This is a genomic window from Chitinophaga rhizophila (assembly GCF_019492185.1).
GTDB lineage: Bacteria > Bacteroidota > Bacteroidia > Chitinophagales > Chitinophagaceae > Chitinophaga > Chitinophaga rhizophila.
This window is the reverse complement of the sequence record NZ_JAICCF010000006.1, coordinates 254,463-279,797: the sequence shown is the minus strand read 5'-3', so window position 1 is coordinate 279,797 and position 25,335 is coordinate 254,463. Positions and strand designations below refer to the sequence as shown.

The 25,335-nt window shown below is 44.7% G+C and carries 18 protein-coding genes; 9 read left to right on the top strand and 9 right to left on the bottom strand.

The annotated features are described in order from the left end of the window. Positions 1-94 precede the first annotated feature (94 nt). From K1Y79_RS27670 to K1Y79_RS27660, 3 genes are read right to left on the bottom strand one after another with little or no spacing between them, the layout of a single operon-like run. Positions 95-958: a caspase family protein gene (locus tag K1Y79_RS27670; protein ID WP_220253465.1), complete on the bottom strand. Its 864-nt coding sequence runs from the start codon at positions 956-958 to the stop codon at positions 95-97. 11 nt (positions 959-969) lie between these two features. Continuing rightward, on the bottom strand, positions 970-2,529 hold the full coding sequence (locus tag K1Y79_RS27665; RefSeq protein WP_220253464.1) for a hypothetical protein: 1,560 nt from the start codon (positions 2,527-2,529) through the stop codon (positions 970-972). After that, entirely contained in the window at positions 2,519-3,616 is a 1,098-nt protein-coding gene (locus K1Y79_RS27660) for a caspase family protein (RefSeq protein WP_220253463.1), read from the bottom strand. Before K1Y79_RS27660 ends, K1Y79_RS27665 begins: the two co-directional genes overlap by 11 nt. 384 nt (positions 3,617-4,000) lie before the next feature. Between K1Y79_RS27660 and K1Y79_RS27655 the strand changes: the two genes are divergently transcribed. The 3 genes from K1Y79_RS27655 to K1Y79_RS27645 all read left to right on the top strand — a co-directional run bounded on the left by K1Y79_RS27655 (position 4,001) and on the right by K1Y79_RS27645 (position 6,885). Further along, positions 4,001-5,050 (top strand): DNA topoisomerase subunit B, encoded by a 1,050-nt coding sequence (locus K1Y79_RS27655; RefSeq protein ID WP_220253462.1) that lies wholly within the window; start codon positions 4,001-4,003, stop codon positions 5,048-5,050. A gap of 327 nt (positions 5,051-5,377) precedes the next feature. Further along, complete coding sequence (locus K1Y79_RS27650) at positions 5,378-6,220, top strand: DUF695 domain-containing protein (protein WP_220253461.1); 843 nt, start codon at positions 5,378-5,380, stop codon at positions 6,218-6,220. Between the two features lie 251 nt (positions 6,221-6,471). Further along, positions 6,472-6,885 (top strand): hypothetical protein, encoded by a 414-nt coding sequence (locus K1Y79_RS27645; protein ID WP_220253460.1) that lies wholly within the window; start codon positions 6,472-6,474, stop codon positions 6,883-6,885. Between the two features lie 527 nt (positions 6,886-7,412). Here the strand turns inward: K1Y79_RS27645 and K1Y79_RS27640 are convergent. The 6 genes from K1Y79_RS27640 to dnaA form a co-directional block, all read right to left on the bottom strand. Then, complete coding sequence (locus K1Y79_RS27640) at positions 7,413-9,245, bottom strand: alkaline phosphatase (RefSeq protein WP_220253459.1); 1,833 nt, start codon at positions 9,243-9,245, stop codon at positions 7,413-7,415. A gap of 167 nt (positions 9,246-9,412) precedes the next feature. Beyond that, the gene (locus tag K1Y79_RS27635) at positions 9,413-10,927 is read right to left on the bottom strand and encodes a RagB/SusD family nutrient uptake outer membrane protein (protein ID WP_220253458.1); all 1,515 of its coding nucleotides are present in this window, start codon (positions 10,925-10,927) and stop codon (positions 9,413-9,415) included. 21 nt (positions 10,928-10,948) lie between these two features. Beyond that, positions 10,949-14,347: a SusC/RagA family TonB-linked outer membrane protein gene (locus K1Y79_RS27630; protein WP_220253457.1), complete on the bottom strand. Its 3,399-nt coding sequence runs from the start codon at positions 14,345-14,347 to the stop codon at positions 10,949-10,951. Positions 14,348-14,660: 313 nt separating this feature from the next. After that, positions 14,661-15,629: a FecR family protein gene (locus K1Y79_RS27625; RefSeq protein WP_220253456.1), complete on the bottom strand. Its 969-nt coding sequence runs from the start codon at positions 15,627-15,629 to the stop codon at positions 14,661-14,663. Positions 15,630-15,772: 143 nt separating this feature from the next. After that, positions 15,773-16,309 carry an RNA polymerase sigma factor gene (locus K1Y79_RS27620; RefSeq protein WP_220253455.1) on the bottom strand — a complete coding sequence of 179 codons (537 nt, stop codon included), beginning with the start codon at positions 16,307-16,309 and terminating at the stop codon, positions 15,773-15,775. 137 nt (positions 16,310-16,446) lie between these two features. Further along, the gene (dnaA, locus tag K1Y79_RS27615) at positions 16,447-17,880 is read right to left on the bottom strand and encodes a chromosomal replication initiator protein DnaA (protein ID WP_220253454.1); all 1,434 of its coding nucleotides are present in this window, start codon (positions 17,878-17,880) and stop codon (positions 16,447-16,449) included. Between the two features lie 600 nt (positions 17,881-18,480). Between dnaA and K1Y79_RS27610 the strand changes: the two genes are divergently transcribed. The 6 genes from K1Y79_RS27610 to K1Y79_RS27585 all read left to right on the top strand — a co-directional run bounded on the left by K1Y79_RS27610 (position 18,481) and on the right by K1Y79_RS27585 (position 25,315). Continuing rightward, entirely contained in the window at positions 18,481-18,861 is a 381-nt protein-coding gene (locus K1Y79_RS27610) for a DUF3127 domain-containing protein (RefSeq protein WP_220253453.1), read from the top strand. 106 nt (positions 18,862-18,967) lie between these two features. Further along, positions 18,968-20,530, top strand: coding sequence for an NAD(P)/FAD-dependent oxidoreductase (locus K1Y79_RS27605; RefSeq protein WP_220253452.1), 1,563 nt, complete (start codon positions 18,968-18,970; stop codon positions 20,528-20,530). Positions 20,531-20,600: 70 nt separating this feature from the next. Continuing rightward, positions 20,601-22,103 carry a sensor histidine kinase gene (locus tag K1Y79_RS27600; RefSeq protein ID WP_220253451.1) on the top strand — a complete coding sequence of 501 codons (1,503 nt, stop codon included), beginning with the start codon at positions 20,601-20,603 and terminating at the stop codon, positions 22,101-22,103. Continuing rightward, the gene (locus K1Y79_RS27595) at positions 22,100-22,810 is read left to right on the top strand and encodes a LytR/AlgR family response regulator transcription factor (protein WP_220253450.1); all 711 of its coding nucleotides are present in this window, start codon (positions 22,100-22,102) and stop codon (positions 22,808-22,810) included. The genes K1Y79_RS27600 and K1Y79_RS27595 overlap by 4 nt, the downstream gene beginning before the upstream one ends. Before the next feature lie 192 nt (positions 22,811-23,002). Then, positions 23,003-23,968 (top strand): ABC transporter ATP-binding protein, encoded by a 966-nt coding sequence (locus tag K1Y79_RS27590; protein WP_220253449.1) that lies wholly within the window; start codon positions 23,003-23,005, stop codon positions 23,966-23,968. A gap of 33 nt (positions 23,969-24,001) precedes the next feature. Then, positions 24,002-25,315 carry an ABC transporter permease gene (locus tag K1Y79_RS27585; RefSeq protein WP_220253448.1) on the top strand — a complete coding sequence of 438 codons (1,314 nt, stop codon included), beginning with the start codon at positions 24,002-24,004 and terminating at the stop codon, positions 25,313-25,315. Positions 25,316-25,335: the final 20 nt, after the last annotated feature.

Here is a 25,335-nt window from a genome sequence, read left to right as displayed (position 1 = left end):
AATATGCATGGAGGGACCGGTCATTGAGCAAGGTACAGGTGACGAATATGTCAAATTGCACCCTCCTCAGTTCCTGGTTCCTCCTTCGTCTTTCCTACTGCCCGATTGGAAGATCTGCGTGAATGGCAAAAGGAGGCTGTAAAATGAAGTCATAAGCCTTGTTGCCGTATTGGTATAGGTTGGGCCGTTGCTGCCCGGGAAATCCCCTTTTAATTGCGCTGAACAGTGCTTTGTAACTCGCTACCGGTTCCTGCATCACTTTTTGCAGTTTGGCGGTGAACATGCCATTACCCCACACCTCCATCGCCAGCTCGTCATCCTGGCACGCACCAAACTGCACCACGTAAGCTTTAATATCCTCTTCCCGCGTTATCAGCGGGGCCTGTATACGGTCATATTCGCTCTTATGAGCATTGTATGTACGTACCAGCACATCCAGCGGTGCAACGCGGCTGCGGGTATAAGTAGCAGGATCAGTAATAGCTGTGTTGGTCACCGGACTAGCCGCTTTAGCGACAGAACCCGAATGACAGCTATCAGAGAACAGTAAGATACGCACCCCTTCTTTGAACTGTCCGAAGCAGGCAAACAACTCGTCGTCTATCAGCTGACGGTCATACAGGCACCAGGTTTCATCAAAGCCTGACATGCTCCCGAAATTGTCAGTTTCGTCTTTATTGGCGTCAATTATTGCACCGCCATGACCGGCGTAAGTCAGCAGGAAAATATCTCCTGTCTCTAGTTGTGCTGCCGCATGATGCAAATGTGACAATACCTTATCAGCAGTAGCTTCTTTTGTCAGCAGCGTATGTATCTGTTGAAAACCGGCTTTTTCAGCGATGGATTTATAGACAGCTGCATCTTGCTCACACGCAAACAACTCTCCGTTCCAACCTGCATATTTTGCAGGATCGACTGCATTAATGCCAATGTGCAACGCATAACTTTGTGGTGTCATAACCGGTATAGTTAATGAATTTTCTTTAGCTTGTTGATATTGCGGATGCTGAACTGTTCCGGCTTCTTCTCTGCATCTTTGATGCTGTCTGAGAATTTCAGAATATGTTGCACCGTTTTCCTGACAACAGATGGTGGTATCTGTAACCGGTTAGCCAGGTCGTTGACATCAAGATCCCGATCCAGTTTTTCGATATAATACAATAGCGTGCTGACAGTCTGTGACTTCAGCAGCCGCTCACCGATTTCCTCAGCAGTCTTCTCTTTGCCGATAATCTTCTCTACCACACTGAAGATGCTGGATGTCATGGAGCTTCTTGTCTGCGGTACTGCCTTTTTAGTCTCTGCTGGTTCAGGCAAAGGAGCCGGCTGATAGGAGGTCCAGACCATATCATTGTATAGTTTATCGGTAATGTCTTCCAGCTGACTATCATCTACTATCACATCCGGGTTTCTGATAGACGCCCTGATGATGGCGCGTATACCGGCGAGAAACATACATGGCTCACTCAATGACAGCGCTGGTATGGGGTCCCGGTAATATTGCGCCGACATGATCTGCAGGGCTTTAACGTCTGGCGTATCTTCACCCAGTAGGGCTGGCAGGTATTGGGTTACATTACGGAAAAGCTGTTCTTTGTCGGCCGCCGGATTACTGAAATACACATATGCCGCCAGTAACCCTTTCATCGGTGAAGCCCATTGTCCCTGTTCAAATTCCATCAACACCTTTTCCGGTAAGATGTACACGCCGTTATGGAACTTGTGTCTGAGGCCATCAATCCGGTAATTTCCTTCATCATCATTCACAAATCCCTGTTCCCGTGGTGCAATGAAGATGCTCATAGACGGAAAGATGGGGCCCTGACCGAAGGTGAGAAAAACCTGGGTCTGCCAGTATTGTCCGGCGGTGACTGACGACTGTACACCACTCCTGAACACCTGGAGGGGTATTTCCCTGGCTGGCAATTCATGTGGTGCATCGTCTTCCATGGTACCTGGTAGTCCGCTGTAATGCAGGTAGTAGGTTCCCGGTGATAGTACCGCGTGGAAGGCCATCCATCCGGCGTCCGTATCTTCTTTGATATGTTTGCCCTCCAGCCGGAACAGCACATGACGTTGCGCGTCCAGGAGCGAGAATCCTTGTCCGAGGGACTGCTGCGTATCATTCAGTTCGCGCCGGTTGTCCACATCTGTATATCTGAAGAACAGGAAGATGGCACCGCCCGTTTCGGGGCCATTCTTCACTGTAGGCTGCAGGCTGTAGGTACGTGCGTTGCGGGCATAATACTCGTGTGATGACTGGAATTTATCCGCCACCACTGAGGAGTATACAGGCGGAGTAGGGATCTGTACCTGTGTATCTCCTGTAAGCCTTACATGTTCTTTGATGATATGCCCATCCAGCTTTAGGGTGATGCTGTATAGTCCGGGTTTAAGGGACAGGTCGAGCTGCTCATATCCGCGGGCAATGTCTTCAAGGAAGCCGTTGTATACAGTGAGGTGTGCGAAATCTGCCATCACGCCGACAGCAGATACGGTAAGTTTGTAGGAGGGCGTATCAGAATGCATAGTGCATGGTTTTTAGCGTACCATCTATAGTGATAAATGCGGATGTGCGGGTTGTTTTATTGGTAATCTGATGATAACCTTTACCCAGCGGTACCAGCCAGGTCTCGCCTGCCTGTACAGGTCCTGCTTTGATGTTATTGAGATCGGGTCCGTCCAGGGTGATGTCTCCGGCGGTTTCAAACGTGATGGTCAATACGGTACCGGGTATTCTGCCAGTGCGGTGGATGACGTGGTTCAGTCCATGTTTATTATTCCTGATATCTGAACGTACCGTTTGCGTATGATTGCGTTCATGGGCATAAGATTCTGTCTTTTCACGTACGTAGTCAATAAAACTGGTAATGGTGATATCGCCGTTGTTGTTAACAGCGCCGCCGTTCAGCGCTTCCATGAGGGCGCGCGAGAAATATCCGTGTACCTGCAGGTTACCATTGGCGTTCATCATTCCTTCCCAGGCAGGATTTTCATACTCAGAGGCATAGAGTACGACCGCCATGGTGTTTGCTCCGCCAGCCTGCGGACTACCTAGCATGGAGTGCAGCGGTTTGGTATTGATCTTTCTGTCACGGCAGCAGTCCAGGAAGAAGTAGATCTCCTGGAAGCGGTCCTGTTCTACCAGTAGGTCCAGATATGCTTTGGAGGAAAGAGCAGCATTGTAAAAGCTGGGCGACCAGATAGGCAGGCACATACCATTTACTTCCCAGTTGGCACCGAAGCCGTGACCGGAGAAATAGAAATACAGGCGGCGGGCAGGCCTTGCTTCCGCCATCTGCAGGATGTCATACAGTGCTTTGTCTATAGCCAGTTGGTCTGGAGCGTTGCTGCCCGGGGCAGAAGGGATGAAGAATACGTGTTTGGGATGCATATTGCCGCCATCAGCTTTGATCAGCCAGTTTCTGAGGCGGCAGGCATCTGTGATCGGTGCATGCAGGGGGGCCAGACTTGCGTAGTGACTGACGCCTACAATAATAGCATAATCTTCATCATTGACAGGTAATCCTTTTAACAGATTCTCATTGATAGCCTCTTCACACAGGACGGTAGCCGGTGTTACAGGCGTTTCGGATACTAGCGTGTGAGGGCTCATGGGGTCAGTAGTTTTGCTTTTTGACAAATGTTTGCAGCGTATGGGAGGAATGCCAGTACGGTCTGCATAATGGTGTTATACATCGCTTAATATTTGGGGTATATATATAAAAGTGTGCTATTGAAAATACTCCGTCTCTATATTTCGTTGCTGGGGTGTTGTATCTGCGCATAAAATTAAGCTACTCTGTGCAGGTGAACAAGTTTAATTCAGTCACGAAGCTCCCTTATGTGTTAAGGATAAATGGGTTATGAGCGGCAGGGATGTCTTACAGTACGCCGGCGGCTGATACGCGTGTAGTCATTATGTTAAATGCGCTGGCAGGTATGATAGTGGTGTTATGAAATGATTATTTTACATTGCACCAAGTAAAGCAGTTAAAGTATGAATGGAAGGCCTTCGCTCAGTATTGTGGAATCTATCCGTAACCGCCCGGTGATGTACCTTGGATCAGCCAACAGCTATGGTATCAGGAAGCTGATAAAAACGCTGATCACCGACTATTTAGAGGACGTAACCGGCATATCGGTGATTGAGGTGACCTTCAATCTGGAGAATCACCTCAGCCTGGTAATTTCAGGTACCTCGGTAGATGAACTGCTACATGAGATCGCTTTCTTGTCCGAAATTGCTTCTGGTAAGAATTTTAAAGCCACCTTACTGGTAGCAGTAAGCCGTACCCTGCTGATACGTATTGCTGCGAATGACGAACTCCACGTACTATCCGCTCATGGCGGAGCATACGATATGATCGTTGAACCAGCCAACGGAGAACCCAATTGCATCAAAGTGGATGCCTGGCTGGATCCTGACATCTTTAAACACAGCGACGTAGCCTATATCCCTACTAATATCATGTTACAGCAGCTGGCATACCTCAACCCGGGACTGAAGATCATCAGTCTGGATAACCGGGGCGAGCTGCAGCGGAATGTATTTTACTTCAAAACCGGTATCACAGAGCTATTCAGCGATCTGCTGGATAAACATGACTACGGCAGTGTGAATGCCTGGCTGCCGCTGGAACTGAAGACCGCTATCAATGGTTACATTATCCACATCATCCTGCGCTACCATCATATCTATACTTCTTACCCGGCCCCCTATATCCGCTCGTTTGCCAACAACGAGACAACCAAGCAGCATGGCTCGCTTGTAGATGGTGTTATTAAAGGGCTGGAAGATGCTTTCGAGGAGACCGGCGTACGGGAAGAAGCCGACCTGAAAGTGACGAAGAAACGTATTGGCAAGCAACTGGTGCTTTTTGCGGCAGTCAAAGGCGACCCTATCACTTATGCCGGGGCAGGGAAAGATAAGCTGGATATGCCCGGTTTAAAGAAGGATGTGCGTAAGTACGTGAAGAGAGCCGTACTGAAATACCTGGAGGGAAGTGTGGCCGACAGGAAAAGAGTGCTGAAGAAATTTGAGCGCTAGGAGGGGTGTGAAAATAGGGTAAATCAGTGCCTGGTTATCTATTATGATTGATTGTCAATTGGTTAGGTAGGGTTTTGTTTGCTTTTTTGGCTTGTTTGCGAAACGCAAACAGCGGAAAAAAGCAAACAAGCGAATAGGGATAGCAAAGTCTGCGCACAACTACCTAATCATTTTTAGCTGGATATATTAAGAGAATGTCAATTAGATATTGTGGGAAGAAGTCGCGGTTACTAACATTTTGTCATGTAGGTAACGTATTGTTACTTTTTTCCGGATTCAAAGAATGAATTAACTTGCAATCGTTACCTCAATATTAATTTACTTATCATGAATTTTATCCCCTACCTTTTTCTCTTTACTATTGCTATTGTACCTCTTTGGGCAGAAGCTCAGTCAGGAAAGAAATCAGCTGAACAGACAAAAGAGCCGGTATTTAACGTGTATATGGCGCGATATGAAGATGGCGATGGAAGTACTATATTCAACGAGGATCTGAAAGCTGTCGCTCCTGTAAGCAGTCAGCCTTTTGTTATCATAACTGGCGTGAAGTTTAAGGATTGTGCAAATGGCTTTCCTACTCATGCAGAATTTGACCGTCTATATGTTATATCTGATTCAGTAAGGGCCATCATAGATCCCAGAGGTGATAATAGTCTGGCGGGAACATTTACTTATCAGTGCGAGCGACTTGACTATTATTATGCCAGCGATACTGTCAATCTCCGGCATCAATTGCTTAACCTATATGCCCGTAGCTTCAGTAACTATGAATCTTATGTGAATATTAAGGTAGATAAAGACTGGGATGCTTACCTCAGGTTCCTTTATCCAAATGAGACAATCAGGGAATATATGCGAAATGAGCAAGTAATTCGGAATCTGACAGAGAGTGGAGATAAATTGGATAAGGCCAGACGGGTTGATCACTGGATCTATTTCCTCCGGGAAGAGGACAGACAGCAATTTGAGGCCTATGCCACCAAATTGGGTTTTAGTATAGGTGAAAAGGCGAACAACAAGGACGATCAGGAACGTCCACTAGGTTTGCGGATACATCGTATAGATAAAGTTGATCTTGACACTATTAGCAAATTAACGCTCGAACTTAGGCAAAAGGCTTCTGCGCACAATGGAGATTATGACGGATGGGAGACAGAAGTTGTTAAGTAAGTAATTGCCATAAGACGACATATTGTGCTGTTGTCTTCATGTGAATGAAATTTGTGCTTGGATGCAACAAAGAAATTAGGACGAAAGAGTAACCCATAGATGGAATTATCTATATTTTAACAGATTAGAGGTAGGGAATTTTAGTTGTAGTGGATACTGTGTATCCTTTTATATGTTAAATTGCATATGTCGTACCTTCGATAAGATTACTTAAATCTATTCTGCTAATTACAAACATTCAATTTTTGGATATGTCTACAGTTGCATGTTTCGATGAAAAAGTCCAAGAGACGGTTTCCTCTATTGAACATACTGAAAAGTCTGTTATCCAGGCCTCGGATGAGCATGCGAATCGTCTTATTGATGTAGCTGCTCAGTTACAGGTTACTATTGGCATGCTTAAGCAATTGGTGGATAATATCGAATCGTCTTTCAATAGCTATTCTGAAGCACAAGCTGGTAATATGGTTACGCAAATCTTCCCAATATTCCGGTTATCTGCCAGTCTTAAGGAGGCGCTTCATAAAGAGAACCTGATTGAATCTTTGTCAAATCTTGTGGAAGATTTCGATGCTGAGGTAAAGGATTTGCTTGAGATTACGAATGATTTGTCAAGGTATAAGGTAAATGTGAGAAATGACTTTGATGCTTTGTTCAACCATTAATATTATTTCTGTTGCCAATATTTCGGACTATCACATCGGTTCGTGAGGATTTATCACGTTATAAGAAGAACAATAGTTATAGCAACTGCTACAAGGATCTTTGTGCGTTTTTCAACAGCATGACTATTGATGAAATATATGAACGTCCTCAGATACTATTCAGCGGGGCATCCTTCCGATACTTAAAATCAAGGATCAGTAACTCTAATAATGCAAAGGGCAAAAGCGGTGGGTATAGAATCTACTATTTCGTAGACAGAAGTAAAGAAATAGTGACCATTTTAGGCTTTTACCCAAAAGCTGGCGTTTTTGGGCGTAGTGATCTTACTGACCAGGAGGAAAAGGATCTTATTCATAAGTTTAAAGAAGAACGAGATAACGGTACATTGGTTAGTCATGATATCATAAGGGAATTTGCAAACCTTCAATAAGCCTTGACTAAAGGATGGGTAGGGGAATTGCCCGCACACCAAAACATGAATGAAAAAAGGCTATCTGATATGTGTTCAGACAGCCTCTTCTTATATCTACTTCAATAACTCAATTATCTTCGCAAAGATCTCCGTATTCTCATATACCCCTCTGAAGTCCAGTGAGTGTGGTCCGTAGGCAAACACAGGCACCATCACAGCACTGTGGTCGTTCGTACTGAAGTGTCCATCCACATATCCTTTTGAGATATTACCATCCAGGAGGGACAGTCCGCCGGTTTCATGATCCGCAGTAACGATTACCAGTGTATGCCCATCTTCATCTGCAAACTTCATGGCAGCACCGATAGCTTTATCAAAGTCCATCATCTCCGTAGTTACATAAGATACTACATTCGCATGACCGCCATAGTCTATCTGTGCACCTTCCGCCATGATAAAGAAGCCTTTCTTTTGCTTACGCAGGGAGGCGATAGACTTTTCCAGTGAGGAAGTCAGAAACGCTCCTCTGCCAGTCAGCATAGAAAGCTCGGCCCTTTTATCAAGTAAGACGAATTTATCTGACTGGATGCTGTTCAGTTCACCCAGATCAGTGCTGAAGGTATAGCCTTTTTCCTGTAAGCGTTGGGGCATATTCAGGCCATCTTTACGTTGATTAAAATGTTGCGGACCACCACCTATCAGGATGCTGACAGGGCTTGTCAGGAAGTTGGCAGCAATAGAGTCTTCCATACTTCTGTCAGGCACATGGCCATAGAAGGCGGCCGGGGTGGCATCAGTGATATCTCCTGCACTGATAATGGCACTGTTATAACCTTTTGGAGCGATAATATCGGGAATAGCAGGCAGCTTGACACTGGTAGCATCTACACCGATATAGCGGTTATTGGTTTTCTTACCACTGGCCATAGCAGTACCGCCGGCTGCTGAGTCAGTGATATAGCTGTCATCTGAGTATGTCTTGGAGAAACCGATATTCTTCATTTGCAGGAGATTCAGCTGGCCTCGATTGCCGGTGAAGCCTGCATAGATCTGTGTGAGTCCCATACCATCTCCGATCAGCAGAATAACGTTATTCACTTTGCCCATGCTATCGTTATTCACATAGCGGGCCTTATATAGATTATGTGTAGCGGCAGTGCCGTTGTATTCAAGCTTGTTACGATTGTTCAGGAAGCTGGCCATATCTTCTACCAGATCGGTACCGATATAGTCTGCGCCCATATTCATCTGTGTTTTCCAGGCATTGGCATTGTCTGCCACTCCCCAGAGGCGTACTTTCTTACCCGTCTGGTGTACGCTGTCGATCCAGTGTTGCAGCTGGTCTCTCTCCGCTTTCACAATGATACCTTTACCATTCCAGTTGGTAAAAGTCTTGATGTCGATACTGTACATCGGGATACGTGCTGCCTGTGCAGGTGTATAATTGAAGTTACGTTTCCCGTCAAAATGGATATATGAAGGATATTGTGCCCACAGCGCCGGCGCGGGTTGGTCTCCGCTGATAGTAATGACAACCGTAGCGTTTTTGGTAATAGCAGGATAGCGGTCCAGTATCTTCACCAGTGCTTTCATAGTAGGGATGCCGCTGGTTTTGAAGTCAATCATCAGCTGTAAAGTATCCGTACTATGCTTATAGGCAGTACCGCCGTTATTTTTGATCTGTTCCTGTAAAGGTTGCAGATATAACTTCTCCAGCGTACGTCCTGGCAATATAGCCTCTTCTGTATGAGCGGTAAAGAGTTGTCCGTTACGCTCAAATACATCTGCCTCTATTGATCCGTAATGACGGGAGTAAGCGTTGAGGAATGGAATAGGCTGTTCGTAGTCATTGTGCGAATGTGCGTTGATAGGTGTGTAATTGCTGGTTTGCGCGCCAGCCGCCATTGCACTGCATATAGAGAAGGAAAGTAAGATAGATCTAAGCATGTGTTAAAATTAAATATTAAGAACGAAGGATTAAGCATTAAGTGGCCAGCGGTCTGTGTTCTTCTTGCATGCGTGCCTTGTGAAGTGTTGATAACAACAGGCTTCGGCAGTAGAAGAGCATAGTATCTGAGGTACTTAATACTTAATCCTTCATTCTTAACTAACTATTATTCCCAGCCTTGGTTCTGTTTAACAACCCCATTGCTGCTGATAATTTCATTTCTAGGCACCGGCCATACGTGGTGTACTTCAGGGTTGAAGTTACGTGCAGGCCATATTACAGTACCATTCACGCCATGTAGTGGTTTAGCATAGGTGGCCTTTGCGTCATTCCAGCGTACCAGGTCGAAGTGACGGTTAGCCCATTCTCCCGCCAGTTCAGAACGGCGTTGTTTCTTCAGCTCATTCATGTCAGCGCCGGTTACATCTTTCAGACCAGCACGATGTCTGATCATATTGATCTCCTTGTCTGCGTTTTTACCCTGTTGAATGAGTGCTTCTGCTTTGATCAGCAGCACTTCTGCATAACGGATCAGCGGCAGATTCAGGTCGGTAGCAGGATGATCAACATTAGGACTTACATGTACACCTGCAGGGTAAGAGAATGGTTCCATGTATTTACGGAACTGGTAGCCGGATAAGCTGTTGGTAGAAGCATAGGTCATAGAGTCGCCAGCCAGCTTGAAGCGGTCGCCTGGCTTCAGGATAGTAGCTTCTCTTCTGATGTCGCCAGCTTCATAAGAATCATACAGTTCTTTGGTAGGCATGTAGTAACCCCAGCCATTGAATTTACCCCAGGCTTTGTTCTCCAGCATTACACCCGGCAGGATGCTGCCCCAGCCATTTGGTTCTTTGGAGTTGGAGTATACAGACCAGATGTATTCACCTGTCCAGTTGTTAGCCATAGTGAATACGTCTTCAAATTTATCCAGCAGTCTGTGTTTGCCACTTAAGATAACTGAGTCAGCATACTTTTCAGCATTTGCATAGTCCTTCTTGTACAGGAACATTTTGCTCAGGAAAGCATAGGCAGCCGTTTTATGCGGACGGCCATAGTTATCGCTGGTATATTCGTCGAAGTAAGGCAGGTGAGCAGCAGCCTGTTTTAATTCCTGTTCTATATAGTCATATACAAGGTTCACGTTGGCAGCGCGGGGAATAGGTCTGTCACCGGTCAGGCTATCGCGTTTAACAATAGGTACACCGGCACGTGCATCGCCATAAGTATAGGCCAGTTCAAAGTACATCAGGCCACTGAAGAAATACGCTTCACCCAGGATGCGGTTCTTCAGTTTTTCGTCCATAGGGATAGCAGGTACACGTGCAATCACATCATTGGCACGTTTGATCACAATGTATCTCATCTTCCATTGGCCCTCGGTATAAGAACCACCAATGAAGCTGCTGTTAAAGTCTTTGATATTGTCACCTTCCGCTTTCACACGACCAGTTACCATATCATCGCTGGCATTGATAAACCACCAGTAACCACGGCCATAAAAGTTCTCGTCATCAAACAGGTTATACATGGCATTAGCGCCAGCGATGGCATCACTTTCCGTCTGCCAGAAGTTACCGGGAGTAGGCGCACCCTCGGGGATAATATCCAGTTTTTTGTTACAGGCTGCCAGCAGGGAAAGACCTGCCAGGGAGAGCGTAATCTTTTTTATGAGTTGTTTCATGATAATCTTCGTTTGAGTGGATTAGAAATTAACATTCAGACCTACCATTACACTTTTCGCTTGTGGATAACGGCCTTTATCAATACCATATTCATCCATACCTACCTCAGGATCGAAACCTTTGTATTTGGTGATTGTGAACAGGTTTGTACCGGTTACATACACTCTTACCGCACCTACTTTTGCACGGTTGGTCAGCAATGCCGGCAATGTATAACCCAGAGAGATGTTCTTGATACGCAGATAAGAACCATTTTCAATATACCAGTCAGATGTTCTGCCATAGTTACCGTTAGCATCGGTGCTGATCAGGCGGGTTACGTCAGTATTGGTATTAGTAGGCGTCCATGCATCCAGGATGCCGGTCAGCATGTTAAAGTTGGTACCTACGCTTGGGTTCATGTTGGTATACTTCAGTGCGTTGAACAGTTTATTACCTTGTACGCCCTGTGCAAAGACGTTCAGGTCAAATCCTTTGTAGGCAGCATTCAGACTGAAGCCATAAGAGAAGGACGGGAACGGACTACCAACTACTACGCGGTCATTGTTGTCAATAGTGCCATCGCCGTTTTCATCTACAAACTTACGGTCGCCCGGTTTAGCCTGTGGCTGAATCACTTTGCCTTCAGCGTTTTTGTAGTTGTCAATTTCCTCCTGCGTCTGGAAGATGCCATCAGTTTTGATAACATTGTATGCATATATCTGGTGACCTACACGTGTAACAATAGGGTTCAGCGTACTACGTACGTTTACCTGAGCGCTGGTCAGCACTTCATTACGACCATCTTCCAGTTCAAGCAGTTTATTGTCAATAGCAGTCAGGGTAGCGCCAACACCGTAGGTGAAGTCTTTACCTGCACGACCGTTGTAGTTGATACCCAGTTCAATACCTCTGTCGCGTGCCTTACCCATATTCTTAAACATACCGGTAGTTACACCTGCGGTGCTTGGTGGGGCCACCAGCAGGATCTGGTTTTCGGTAGTTTTGGTAAATACGTCGGCTGTGACAGACAGGCTATTTTTGAAGAAGGCAAGGTCAGTACCCACGTTAAACTGACGGGAGTTAGCCCATTTCAGGTTGGGGTTTGACAATGCATCTTCTGCCAGACCGCTCAGCTGAGCGCCATTAGCACCCATGAAAATGTTTACTTTTCTCAGGTTGATATCCAGTACGTTCTGTTCCAGGCTTGCCAGGTTACCCAGCAGACCGTAGCTCGCACGGATCTTACCGAAGCTCATGATGGCATTTTCAGGGAAGTAGTTCTCTTTTGAGAATACCCATCCACCGGATACAGAGTAGTAGTTCTGATAACGTGTCTGTGGTCCTACCAATGAACTACCGTCACGACGACCCAGTAAAGTCAGCAGGTATCTGCCATCATAGTCGTAGTTTACACGAGCCAGGTAAGATTCCAGCGCTCTTTCCACCTTACCGCTGGTAGGTTGTGTCCATACAGTAGCATTGTCGAAATAGCGGTATACATCTCTCTCGTCACCAAAGCCGCTGGCAGATACTGACAGGTTGGTGATTTCATCATGCTGATAGGTGTAACCAGCTATAGCGGATATGTTGTGTACTGCTTTGAATGTTTTGGTATAGTTCAGTGTTTGTTCTGCCAGCAGGTTGTTTCTGCTTTCAACAGTTTGAACCAGGCCGTTGCTGGAGTTTGCTTTACCAAGCTCCGGTACACGGGTAGTGAAGTTCTTAATATCTCTGAAGTCTTTAGTGAACGCAAAGTTAGAACGGAAGGTCAGGTCTTTGGTCAGGTGTACTTCTGCATAAGGGTTGATCACGATATTATTAACCGGGATCCTGTTGTCCATTCTTTCCAGTGTTGCTACCGGGTTGGCTAAGTCTCCATAAGAGCCTGCATATTTAGGCGGCATGCCACCGTAACCGGTTGCTGTTCGGGCGGGCACGTTACGCGGATACGCCAGGGCAGTGAAGATAGCACCCGTGTACGGGCTGGTCGTATTGGCACCGTTACCATTGTCGTACGTGAAAGAGAGGTTCTCACCCACTTTCAGCCATGGTTTAACCATTGCATCCGTGTTGAGACGGAAGGTATAACGTTCAGCATAAGTGTTCAGCAGGATACCATCATTTTTACGGTAACCGAAGCCCATGTAGTAACGGCCTTTTTCAGTGCCACCCTTTACGCTGACGTTGTAGTCTTTTAACTTACCGGTACGGAAGATCTCGTCCTGCCAGTCAGTAAGCGTAATTTGTCCTTCAGGATGTATATCTGCATTAAAAGCGTCATCCAGTCGGATGCCGGCAGCTGCATAAGCAGCGTTTTCTACATCGGCAAACTGCTTGGCGGTCAGCACATCCATTTTCTTGGCAGCATACTGCCAGCCCATCTTAACATCGGCATTTACAGTAGCAGCGCCTTCTTTACCTTTCTTTGTAGTAATGAGGATCACACCACCTGATGCCCTTGCACCATAGATAGCAGCAGCAGCATCTTTCAGTACGTTGATAGATTCGATATCATTCGGGTTGATTGGTCCGCCGGTGTAGATAGAACCGTCTACTACGGTCAATGCAGATTCACCATTGATACCACCCATACCACGTACATATACTTTAGGTGTAGCAGTCGGGTCTCCACCATTGTTTTGTACGGTCACACCAGGCGCTTTACCCTGTAAGGCTTCACCTACATTGTTCAGTGAGCGGGATGATAATTTGTCCAGCGCCACATCCGCAATAGCACCAGAAACAGTGCTCTTACGTTGTGTACCATAACCCACTACTACCAGCTGGTTCAGGTTCATGCTGTTTTCAACCAGTACTACCTGGAAGGTACGCTGCTGTCCAACAACGATTTCCTGTGTTTTAAAACCGATCATGCTTACCACCAGGATCAGTTGATTCACCGGAGGAGCTACTGACAGTTTGAACTGACCAGCACCATCGGTATTCATACCAGTGCTGGTACCTTTAATCATAACAGTAGCACCGATCAGCGGACCGTTCTTGTCTGCCACAGAACCGATCAGGGTTACTTTCTCCTGCGCCTGCTGTGTAGCGGTTCCTATATTATTGGACGGAGTAGCAGCAGCGCTGTCATAGATCAATACGGTATTATATTTCTCTTCAAATTTCAGGGAGGACTGACTTAATAAATCCTGCAGGATGCTGATAACAGATTTCTTCTGGTAGGTTTCAGCATGTACCTGGATTTTCCGCAGCGCAGCTTCATCATAAGCAAAGCTGATCTGCGCTTTTGATTCCAGTTGTTTCAGTGCAGCAGAAAGACTGCCTTGCTGTACCTGGAAACGCTGTAACACTTTTTGTAACGCCTGTGAGCCGAACGGCGATGCGAATGCCGTTGATGCCAGCACGAGCAGCGACAGCCCTGTGAGGAGCACTGCACGCAGCCGTGATGAGAACTGTAGTTTGTCTTTTTGCATATATAGCTGTGTTAAAAAATTAGTCATTAAGAATTAGTACTGAAGAATTGGTTAGCGTGAATGTTGTAACTGTTTTCATGTTTTATTATAGCTGTATGGATTTATTCATGACGAATGATGTATTGTTTGTTGCACCTTAAATGAGCTGTTATTGCTGTAAATGTGCTGCTACAGATACCTGGCAATTTCCTGACAGACATCTGTGCCTGCATGAATGCGCTATTACTTACAATAGCATGCTGTACGTTCTGCTGCTGTCTCGTCAGACAGGCAATACGTATTGGTCAGGCTGTAGATAGGAATCAGCGTTTTATTACTGATGTTTGCTTTCTACATGCACTTGTCCTTTATCCATTGTGAAATGAATCTTCGGTTTATAACTGATCCTCTCGACCACTTCCAGGACCTCCTGCAGAGTCATGCTGGCAGGTATGTGCAAATTGTAATTGCCCTGGTTGACGTCCAACGTTGTTGTGGCAGTAATGCCGTATTGGTGTTGGATAGTAAGTAATAACTCCTGTAAAGTTGCATTACGTAACACGATCTTTCCATTGGTCCATGCAAGAATGTCTGCTGTAGCGACACTATCTTTTTCAATTGATTGTTCACGGAATGTTAGTCTCTGTGATGGTCCTAATACAGCTGTAGTAGCTCCTTCCCTTGCTACCTGTACTTTGCCGGTTGCGACTGCTATCCTGGAGATGTGCAGGTTGTTACTGGCCTCTATAGTAAAGGATGTACCGAGTACAGTAGTGCGAACGCCACTGTTATCAACTACGCTGAACGGACGTGTGTCTTTAACAACATCAAAGAAGGCTTTTCCTTCTGTTATTTTTATTGGTCTTGCGTCATCAGGAAAATGCGCAGGAAATTGGATAGTACTGTAAGGACCTGCTATTGCCACCGATTGATCAGGCAATGTGATCTTCTTTAATTGTCCACTGTTGTTTGTTACTGTTTGCCATACAATTGTGGTGTGTGGTAACTGATGGCCGCGACTTACATAACGCTGTGCGAAATAGCCTGTAACTGCAAGAGGTATTATTACTGCCGCAACCCGGGTCAGCTTTAGCCCGATACGGCGGTAGCGGCTTATTGGTGCTGGCCATATATGGTGCTGCATATTACGTTTGTACTGTGCCATTTCATTAGCAGATAATGCTGGCAAAGTATCATCAGCTTCTAATGCATCCATCCATTTGTACAGCAAAGCCTCTTCTTCAGGAGAGCAGACGCCTTGCCGGAATTTCTCCAGTAATAATAATAATGTCCCTTTGTCCAAACTGTTCTATGGTTTAATTATAAGACACGGCGGGCGAAGTTAATAACTATTGGATAGACGGGCTTAACAATTTGGTAATATAGCTGTAATAATCACTTAAATACCAGCTAACTGTTACTTAATTACCAATTCCTGATTCAGGATTATTCAAAGATAGTTTTGAGTCTCTGAACAGCTGTATTGATCTGGTTCCTGACAGTTTGTTGGGACCTGCCCATCTTACAGGCGATCTCGGCAACAGATAGTTCTTCTATACGATGCAGGTAAAATACGTCCTTCATTTTTTCAGGAAGGAGGTTAATGGAATGTAATAGTTGTTGTTCGGTTTCTTTAAGGTGTAGAAGAGCGGCGGAAGAAGGAGCGTCGGTATCAATTACCTGGGTAAAGAGGTCTACATGTTTCTGATAGACATGTTCATCACGAAGGGCATTCAGTAGTTTGTTTTTAAGTGCGCTGCGCAAATATGGCAGGATGGCAGTTACTTCGGGTAGGGTGTCATGTTTTTCCCAGAGATGGATGAAGAGACTTTGTACACTATCCTGGGCAAGTGAGTAATCTCTGGTGATCTTTGAGGCATAGGTGAAGAGGGGCTCCCAGCATTCCTCGAATAGCTGGCGGAAGGCGGTTTCATTACCTTGCCGGATGGAACTCCATAAAGTGTGTTGACCTACTTGTGACATATTGTACAGTGCCGCAAAGTTATTAGATGTTACGAACTGCTGTATCTGCCCTGAATTATGAAATTGTTAAGCAGCGGGTATAAAAAAGTCCCGGGTGATGTACCCGGGACTAATAGCTTGATTGTATAGGGGGATATTTACATGGCTGCCAGCTGTACTTTCTGTTGCAGTTCAATGACATTATCCCGGAATGCGTTATCTGTATCCATCAGGTCTTTTACAGTCTGACAGGAGTGGATCACAGTAGTATGATCGCGTCCGCCAAAATGTTCCCCAATAGTTTTAAGAGAGTTCTTTGTAAATGACTTGGCCAGATACATAGTGATCTGTCTTGCCTGCACTATCTCACGTTTACGTGTTTTCTGTAATAACTTATCATAAGGCACATCAAAGTATTCGCAGACCATTTTCTGTATACTTTCGATGGTAATTTCCTTAGAAGAGGTTTTCACAAAAGACTTGAGTACACGTTTCGCCAGTTCCAGGTCAATCTCTTTTCTGTTGAGTGACGACTGTGCCAGCAGAGAGATGAGTGCGCCTTCCAGCTCACGTACGTTAGTCTGTATATTATAGGCAACATACTTGACTACTTCCTTTGGCATCTCCAGACCATCGTTACGCATTTTCATCTCAAGGATTTCCATACGTGTTTCAAAGTCTGGCATTTGCATATCGGCGCTCAGTCCCCAGCGGAAACGGCTTAGCAATCTTTCCTGTAGACCATCCAGGTCTTTAGGTGATTTATCTGAAGTCAGGATCAGCTGTTTACCGGATTGATGCAGATGGTTGAATATGGCAAAGAATGCATCCTGTGTTTTTTCAGCACGGGCGAAAAATTGTATATCATCTACAATCAATACATCAATTAACTGATAGAAGTGAATAAAGTCATTGATGATACTGTTTTTAGAGTGGTCAATGAACTGATTAATAAACTTCTCTGCACTGACGTAGAGCACAGCTTTATTAGGATGTATACGTTTAACCTCATTCCCGATTGCTTGCGCAAGGTGGGTTTTACCAAGACCTACAGAGCCGTAGATAACAAGGGGGTTGAATGAAGTACCGCCTGGCTTTTCAGATACAGTTTTACCTGCTCTGCGGGCAACGCGGTTACAGTCACCTTCTATATAAGAGTCAAATGTATAATGAGGGTTCAGCTGCGAATCTATCTGTACGCGTTTGATACCTGGTATAACAAATGGATTCTTTACAGGGTTCTGTATAGTTAACGGAAAATCTACTTCGCTGTCCTTCTTATTTTTGGTAAACTGCCCAGGCATGTTTACTGTTTTTGGATGCTGATGAGGTGTGCCGTTTTCAACTACAATTCGATACTCGAGCCTTGCGTCTTTTCCCAGTTCTCTTTTAATCGTCTTACCTAGTAATCCCACATAATGTTCTTCAAGGTATTCATAAAAGAATTGGCTTGGTACCTGAATGGTTAAAACATTGTTTTCAAGCTGGATGGGCTTAATTGGTTCAAACCAGGTTTTAAATGGCTGCCATTCCACAATATCCCTAATTATATTAAGACACCTTTCCCAAACTTGTTCGCAAGTTTTATTCATTGAGCTAATGTAAATTAATGTTGTTCTTAAATTAAGGATTGTTCTCGAATTGTAAATCTTACCAACGTGGGGGGTTGATAGATTTTCAGACAGGACGACGAATATCAGTAGAAAATGTTGAAAAAAAAAATTTATCTCCCCTTGTTTTTATTTCGCTGATAACAGTTTGTCACCTGTGTTTTTTCGCTGTTTTTACTCTCTTTTTTGTGCTTGTTTTTTTGCCATGTTAATATGATGAAAGTCAGTACTGCTCTGCTTTGATAGACAGGCTTTTCCAGTTGACATTAACTTGTTTGCCATAGATATGTGTACTTACTGATAAAATACTATTGTGTGCAAATGCAAGCAAATTTTGATCACCTTTTGTGATCGTTTATGATCTTCCGAAATGTTGATAATTTCATTGCGGGGGTGCAAAACTATGTTAGTAATTGCATTTAAAAAAATGTCCTTTAGGTTAGCAAATTCCATGCAAAATTATTATATACGCGCCCGTGCGTTAACACGCCCATGTTTATAACTGCCTGTTTTAAATTTTATTGTCTCGGATTGCTGCTAAAAAACCTATCTTTGGCCCTCTGAACAGCTAAAAATTTTTATATGAGTTTTGAAATAACCGGAAAACTGATCGTGAAGTACAATACGATGCAGCGTAGCGAAACCTTTAAAACCAGGGAGTTCGTTATCGAAAAGTCTGATGATATCAATGGCCGCGTTATAAACAACTACATCAAGTTCCAGGCGGTACAGGACAGAACTGCCATTGTAGATCGCTTCAACGAAGGCGAAACCGTTAAGGTTTACTTCAATATCAAAGGTACACGTTGGGAAAAAGATGGCAGGGTGAACTACATCACCAATCTGGACGCATGGCGCATGGAATCTGTTGTTGCAGGCGGACCGTCTAATGATCCAATGCCTAACTATAATACTTCCCAGGAAATCTCTTCTGGTGGTCAGGCTGATGATTTACCATTCTAATTTGCGGTTGACAATAACAACTCATTAACAAAATAACTGAAAACGGATACCTGAAATACGGGTATCCGTTTTCAATTGTTGGGATAACTACCTAACCATCCTAAGTATGATACAACAACTCTCGCTCAAACTGCTGCCTTCTCAGGCCGCGTCTGATACTAGCATTATCGCGGAAGCTGCTGCCGCTCTCGGTATAAAGCCCGCTGCCATCACTGGCTTCCATCTCATCAAGCGTTCTATTGATGCCCGCTCCAGACAGGCTTACTTTATGCTCACCATCAAAGTGTTTGTCAATGAACCCTTTCAGGAAAGAGAACGCATCATACCCATATATGATACACTGCCTCCCGATGCGCCACAAGCCATCATAATAGGAGCCGGCCCCGCCGGATTATTCGCTGCCTTACGCCTGGTAGAAGCAGGTATCAGGCCTATCGTACTTGAACGTGGGAAAGATGTCAGAGCAAGAAGGAGGGACCTGGCTGCTCTTAACAAAACAGGTATCGTTAATCCGGAGTCCAACTACTGCTTCGGTGAAGGCGGAGCCGGTACCTACTCAGATGGGAAATTGTACACACGCTCCAATAAGCGCGGCGATATCAACCGAATACTCAGCATCTTCGTACACTTCGGCGCTACTGAAAAGATCATGTATGAAGCACACCCGCATATTGGCACTAATAAACTGCCTCATATTATCGTGGCTATGCGCGAACAGATCATCAATAGCGGGGGAACAGTGTTATTTGAACAGAAAGTGACTGATATAATGACAGTCAATGAACAGGTGACAGGTGTAAGGACTGCCAGCGGACAAACATTCGAGGCATCTCAGATTATACTTGCTACTGGACACTCTGCCCGTGATATATTCCGCTTGCTACATGAGAAGGATATATTGATTACTGCTAAACCTTTTGCACTGGGTGTACGTGTGGAACATCCACAATCGTTGATAGACAGTGCCCAGTATCATTGCCCTACCAGAAATGAATATCTGCCACCAGCTAGCTACAGCCTGGTAGAACAGGTGGACGGTCGTGGTGTATTCTCTTTCTGTATGTGTCCTGGTGGTATTATCGCACCCGCATCTACAGATCCGGGTGAACTGGTGGTAAATGGGTGGTCTCCCTCACGACGCGATAACCCCTATGCTAACTCGGGTATGGTAGTCACTGTAGATGAATCGGATTTCCAGCTATTTGCTGACAAAGGCCCGTTAGCTGCCATGTATTATCAACAGATGGTAGAGCGTACTACCTTTACTGCTGGTGGCGGACAATTTGTAGCGCCCGCTCAGCGAATGACTGATTTTGTCCACAGCAAGGTGTCCTCAACGTTGCCTTCCTGCTCTTACTTGCCCGGTGTCAATAGTACCAATCTGCGTGACGTCCTTCCTGTTAGTGTGCACAGCCGGCTGGCGGAAGCCTTTAAAGCCTTCGGCCGTAAGATGAAAGGCTACTATACTGCTGATGCCATACTGGTAGCTACTGAATCCCGTACATCCTCTCCTGTACGTATTCCACGGGAAGACGATACACTTATGCATCCACAAATCAGCGGACTCTATCCATGCGGAGAAGGCGCTGGCTATGCTGGTGGGATTGTGTCAGCTGCCATGGATGGTGAACGTGTTGCAGAGCGTATTATTGCTTTCTATCACAGGTAGTGTCCGTTTTGTCACACTTTTTAGAAAAGTGAAAATGGGATAACTATCATTGCTGAAAGATTTTATCCTTATGAACCAGCTCAGAAAAATAGAACTTGGTACTGCTACAGGAATATTCCTGTTGATCATCTTCGCTTTTTTATACAGGAGCGTTACCTCTAACGTATTTGATCTGCAACATGAATACGGGTACAAGTTCGACAGGTACCACCAGGTATTCGATTATTATAAACATTACCTGTTACCATTGCTCTTACACATTACAATTGTGTACCTCGCTTTTGTGAGTGTTAATACCTGGATTATGCCCAGGTTCTTTGAGAAAGGTAAATGGGAGACGGGTACGGTGCTACTCTTAACTACCTGTTTGCTTGTCTTTGTTACGGTAATGGTGGCTAACACCTGGCATGATGGTTACCTCTTTGGGGTGTATAAAACCGTAAGGGGTGTCCATATGCATTGTGCAAAGTCTGCATTCATCATCACGGTCTTCTATACAACCCTCTATGCTCTATACTATGCCACCCGGCAATTGTATATGCATCAAGTACATCCTAAGATCGTTCATAAACCGTGGTTTGGACAAGTTGTCTCTGAGTTGATCGTTATGCTGGTCATCCTGGCAGTATTCATTATTGGTACACCAGGAAATAGTGCGTTGAAAGCCGGATTGTCCATATTAACCGGCATCTTTATCGCAACAACATACTTCATTTCACAGTACCGCCTGCTACCACGTTATGCTGTACATCAAAGTAGTCGCAGATTAATACGTGAAGCCGCATTTTCGTTTCTGACGATATTTGCGTTATTACCTTTCTTCGCTATCATATGGCATAGACATCCTGAAGTCTCCTTGTTATTGTGCTTTTGCTTCTACGGAGCTGCGTTGTTCATAGTATTGCCTTTTTCCTACTGGCTGTTTAACCTTCGTCAGTCGCGTAGCGATACTATTATGGGACTGCGAAAGGCTTTAACTCAGTCTGAAACCGGACTGGACTTCCTACGCTGGCAAATAAATCCTCACTTTCTCTTCAATGCGCTTAATACATTGTATGGTACTGCGCTAATGGAAAAAGCACCCGCTACCAGTGAAGGCATTCAGAAACTGGGCGACATGATGCGCTTTATGTTACATGATAACCTGTTGGAACGTATTTCCCTCTCTAAAGAGATTGCCTACTTAGAAAACTATATTGCCTTACAACGTTTACGTGTACAAGGCGCTACTGGCATCTTAATAGAAGTCAATATTGAGGATACCCACTGTGAACACGAAATAGCGCCTATGCTATTGATCCCTTTTGTAGAAAATGCCTTTAAACATGGTATTAGTCTGCGTAACAAGTCACGCATTACTATATCTTTATCATGTACGCCTGAAAAGATCTACTTTGACGTATATAACTCTGTTCATGCAGCCAGGGGGGCAGAAGTAGAGAATGATAGTATGGGAATAGGATTGCATAATGTAAAGCAGCGCCTGGCATTGCTGTATCCTGGTAAACATGACCTGAGCCTGCGTGAAACCACAACAGAATATTTTGTTCACCTTACTATTGATGTTGTATGACACTCACCGCTATTGCCATAGATGATGAACAGGTCGCATTGTCAGTAATACGTACTCATGCATCGCAAGTGCCTTTCCTGCATATCAAAGCATATTTCACAGATCCGTTTGAAGCGCTGGAATACCTTCAGCGTGAAACAATAGACCTGCTCTTTCTCGATATCCGTATGCCTGATATCTCGGGATTGGAACTCATGACCACTTTACCCGGGGCTCCTATGGTGATATTCACTACCGCTTACTCAGAACATGCGGTGCAAAGCTTTGAACTGGATGCACTGGACTATCTGCTGAAGCCTTTCTCTTTTGAACGTTTTCTCAAGGCCTGCAAGAAGGCCAGCGCATTACAGGAACTAATACAACAACGCCGGCAGTCAGCCGTAGCAGCTCATATTATGGTTAAAAGTGGTTATGAACAGCACAAGGTGCTGCTGGAAGATATCCTCTATCTTGAAAGTGCCGGTAACTATATCAGCTTTGTACTAAAAGATAAACGCATCCTTTCCCGGCTGTCCATGCAGGAGGCGCTTGCATTACTGCCTCCTGACAGGTTTACGCGCGTACACCGGTCATTTATCGTAGCTAATAATAAGATAGATAAAATGGATAGAAGCAGTCTGTACATCGGCAGTGCTGCAATAAATATAGGAGCTGCCTATGGAGTGGCAGTTGCCGAAAATATAAAGCTGTCCCAGGGCCGTTCTTAAAACCTACCCTGGTAATTCACTACTACCGATTGCCTGTGTATACCCATATGCCGCCTTTCATCCTTCTGCTTGTCTAACCCTACTTACCACTCCTTTCATACTACTGCCTCTCGCCCTTAGCCCACCCTTCTACGTTTCTTATTTCCGATTATTATCTTACCTGCATCTCATATAATTTTTTTACATTTAACTATGAACCTCATCGAAATAAGACACCTCCGTAAAGACTATGCTACCCACAAAGCTGTAGACGATATTAGTTTTGTTATACCTAAAGGCAGCATATTCGGCTTACTCGGACCTAACGGGGCCGGGAAAACCACCTTGCTGCGTATGATAACCGGTATTTTCTATCCGGACAGTGGCGACATCCTGTTCAATGGGCGTCCTTTTGATCCGCATACCGATATACATAGCATTGGCTATATGCCGGAAGAAAGGGGGCTGTACAAGAAGATGAAGGTAGGAGAGCAAGCCCTGTACCTTGCACAGCTGAAAGGTATGTCTGAACGGGACGCAAAGGCCAGGATCAAATACTGGTTTGACAAATTTGAGATCAATAGCTGGTACAATAAGAAAGTAGAAGAGCTAAGTAAAGGAATGCAGCAAAAGGTCCAGTTCATTTCAACTGTTATGCACAATCCTGACCTGCTGATCCTGGATGAACCTTTTTCTGGTTTAGACCCAATCAATGCCAATCTTATCAAGCAGGAAATCTTTGACCTCAGTAAGAATGGTACCACCATTATATTCTCCACACATAGAATGGAACAGGTTGAAGAGATCTGCGACCGTATTGTGCTGGTTAATCAAGGTAAGAAACTATTAGATGGTGAAGTAAAGCAAATCAAACAGGATTTTAAACAACACCTCTATCGCGTAGGATTTGGCGTAATGCCGAACTTTGCACAGGTTGCCACCTACCACTTCTCCATCGTCAATACTGAACCGCTGGCATATACAGTTAAACTCAGTGAAGGTAGTACCACCAATGATATCCTGGCACACTTCATTAATCATAATATTCCTATCACCTCCTTCCATGAAATATTACCTTCTATTAATGAAGTATTCATACAGCAAGTAACATCTATCACCGGACATGCGCCACAATCAGCAACGGCCAATGAACCTGCAGTAGCATCTTCCAACTCCTGATTCCTAATTTGTCAATTCTAACTCTTTTTCTGTATGAATAAAATCTGGCTCATAATAAAACGAGAATTTATTACGCGTGTGAAAAAGCGCACCTTCCTGATTGTAACATTGATGGTGCCGCTGTTTTTTGCAGCAATGATCGTTGTACCAATATTAATCGCTACTAACACCAAAGAGGAAAAGCGCATTGCAGTGATTGATGACAGTCATCTGTTTAACAACCGTTTCCCTGATGATAAGGGTGTATACTATAAATACCTGGTCAATACCAATATTGATACCTTTCAACATAAATACGCGGACTATGGTTACGCCGGACTCCTGTACATTCCAGAGCTGGATATTGACCGTCCGGCGGGCATTACTTACTATAGTAATGCACAACCCGGGTTATCCGTCGAAAGCAAACTTACCCGCAGGGTCAACGACCTGATAGAAGAAGAGCGCCTTAAGAAGGCGAATATAGACGCCGCACAACTGAAAGCTGTTAAGTCTGATATCACGATTGATTTCCAAACAGGCGAAGAAGGCCGTAAGGGTAGCGCTGCTGTAGCTTATGGCGTAGGATATGCGAGTGGATTTATCATCTACATCATCCTGATGTTCTTCGGCATGTCTGTAATGAGAGGCGTTATGGAAGAAAAAGTAAGTCGCATTGCAGAGGTGATGATCTCCAGCGTGAAGCCTTTCCAGCTGATGATGGGCAAAATCATTGGTATTGCTGCTGTAGGATTACTACAATTCCTGATATGGGTGGCACTCATTATATGCGTACAACTGATACTACCACTGTTTATATCTACCGACGCCGTCAGCGCTATGAATGAAGGCAATACTATGATGCAAAGCGGTAGTAGTGCTGCAATGATAGAGGCTATGGAAAAGATACAATTCATTATGGGAAGCATCAACTGGACAGCAGTGATCAGTTGCTTTGTCTTCTATTTCCTGGGTGGTTACCTTTTCTACTCTGCTTTATTTGCGGCAGTAGGTAGTCTGGTAAATGAAGACCCTACAGATGCTCAGGCGCTGACATTCCCTATCACCTTGCCGATCATTATCGGTATTATGGTAATGGTATCTTCTGTACAAAATCCTTCCGGTAATGTTGCTTTCTGGGGTAGTATTATCCCATTCACCTCGCCCATGGTTATGATGGCGCGTATTCCTTATGGTGTACCAGGTACGGTATCTTATTGGGAGCTTGCTCTATCTATGAGTTTATTAATCATCGGCTTCCTGTTTACTACCTGGATGGCGGGCAAGATCTATCGTACGGGTATACTCATGTATGGTAAGAAGATTACCTGGAAGGAAGCTCTGAAGTGGGTGACGAGGAAATCGTAATATTTATCAGTAATATATCT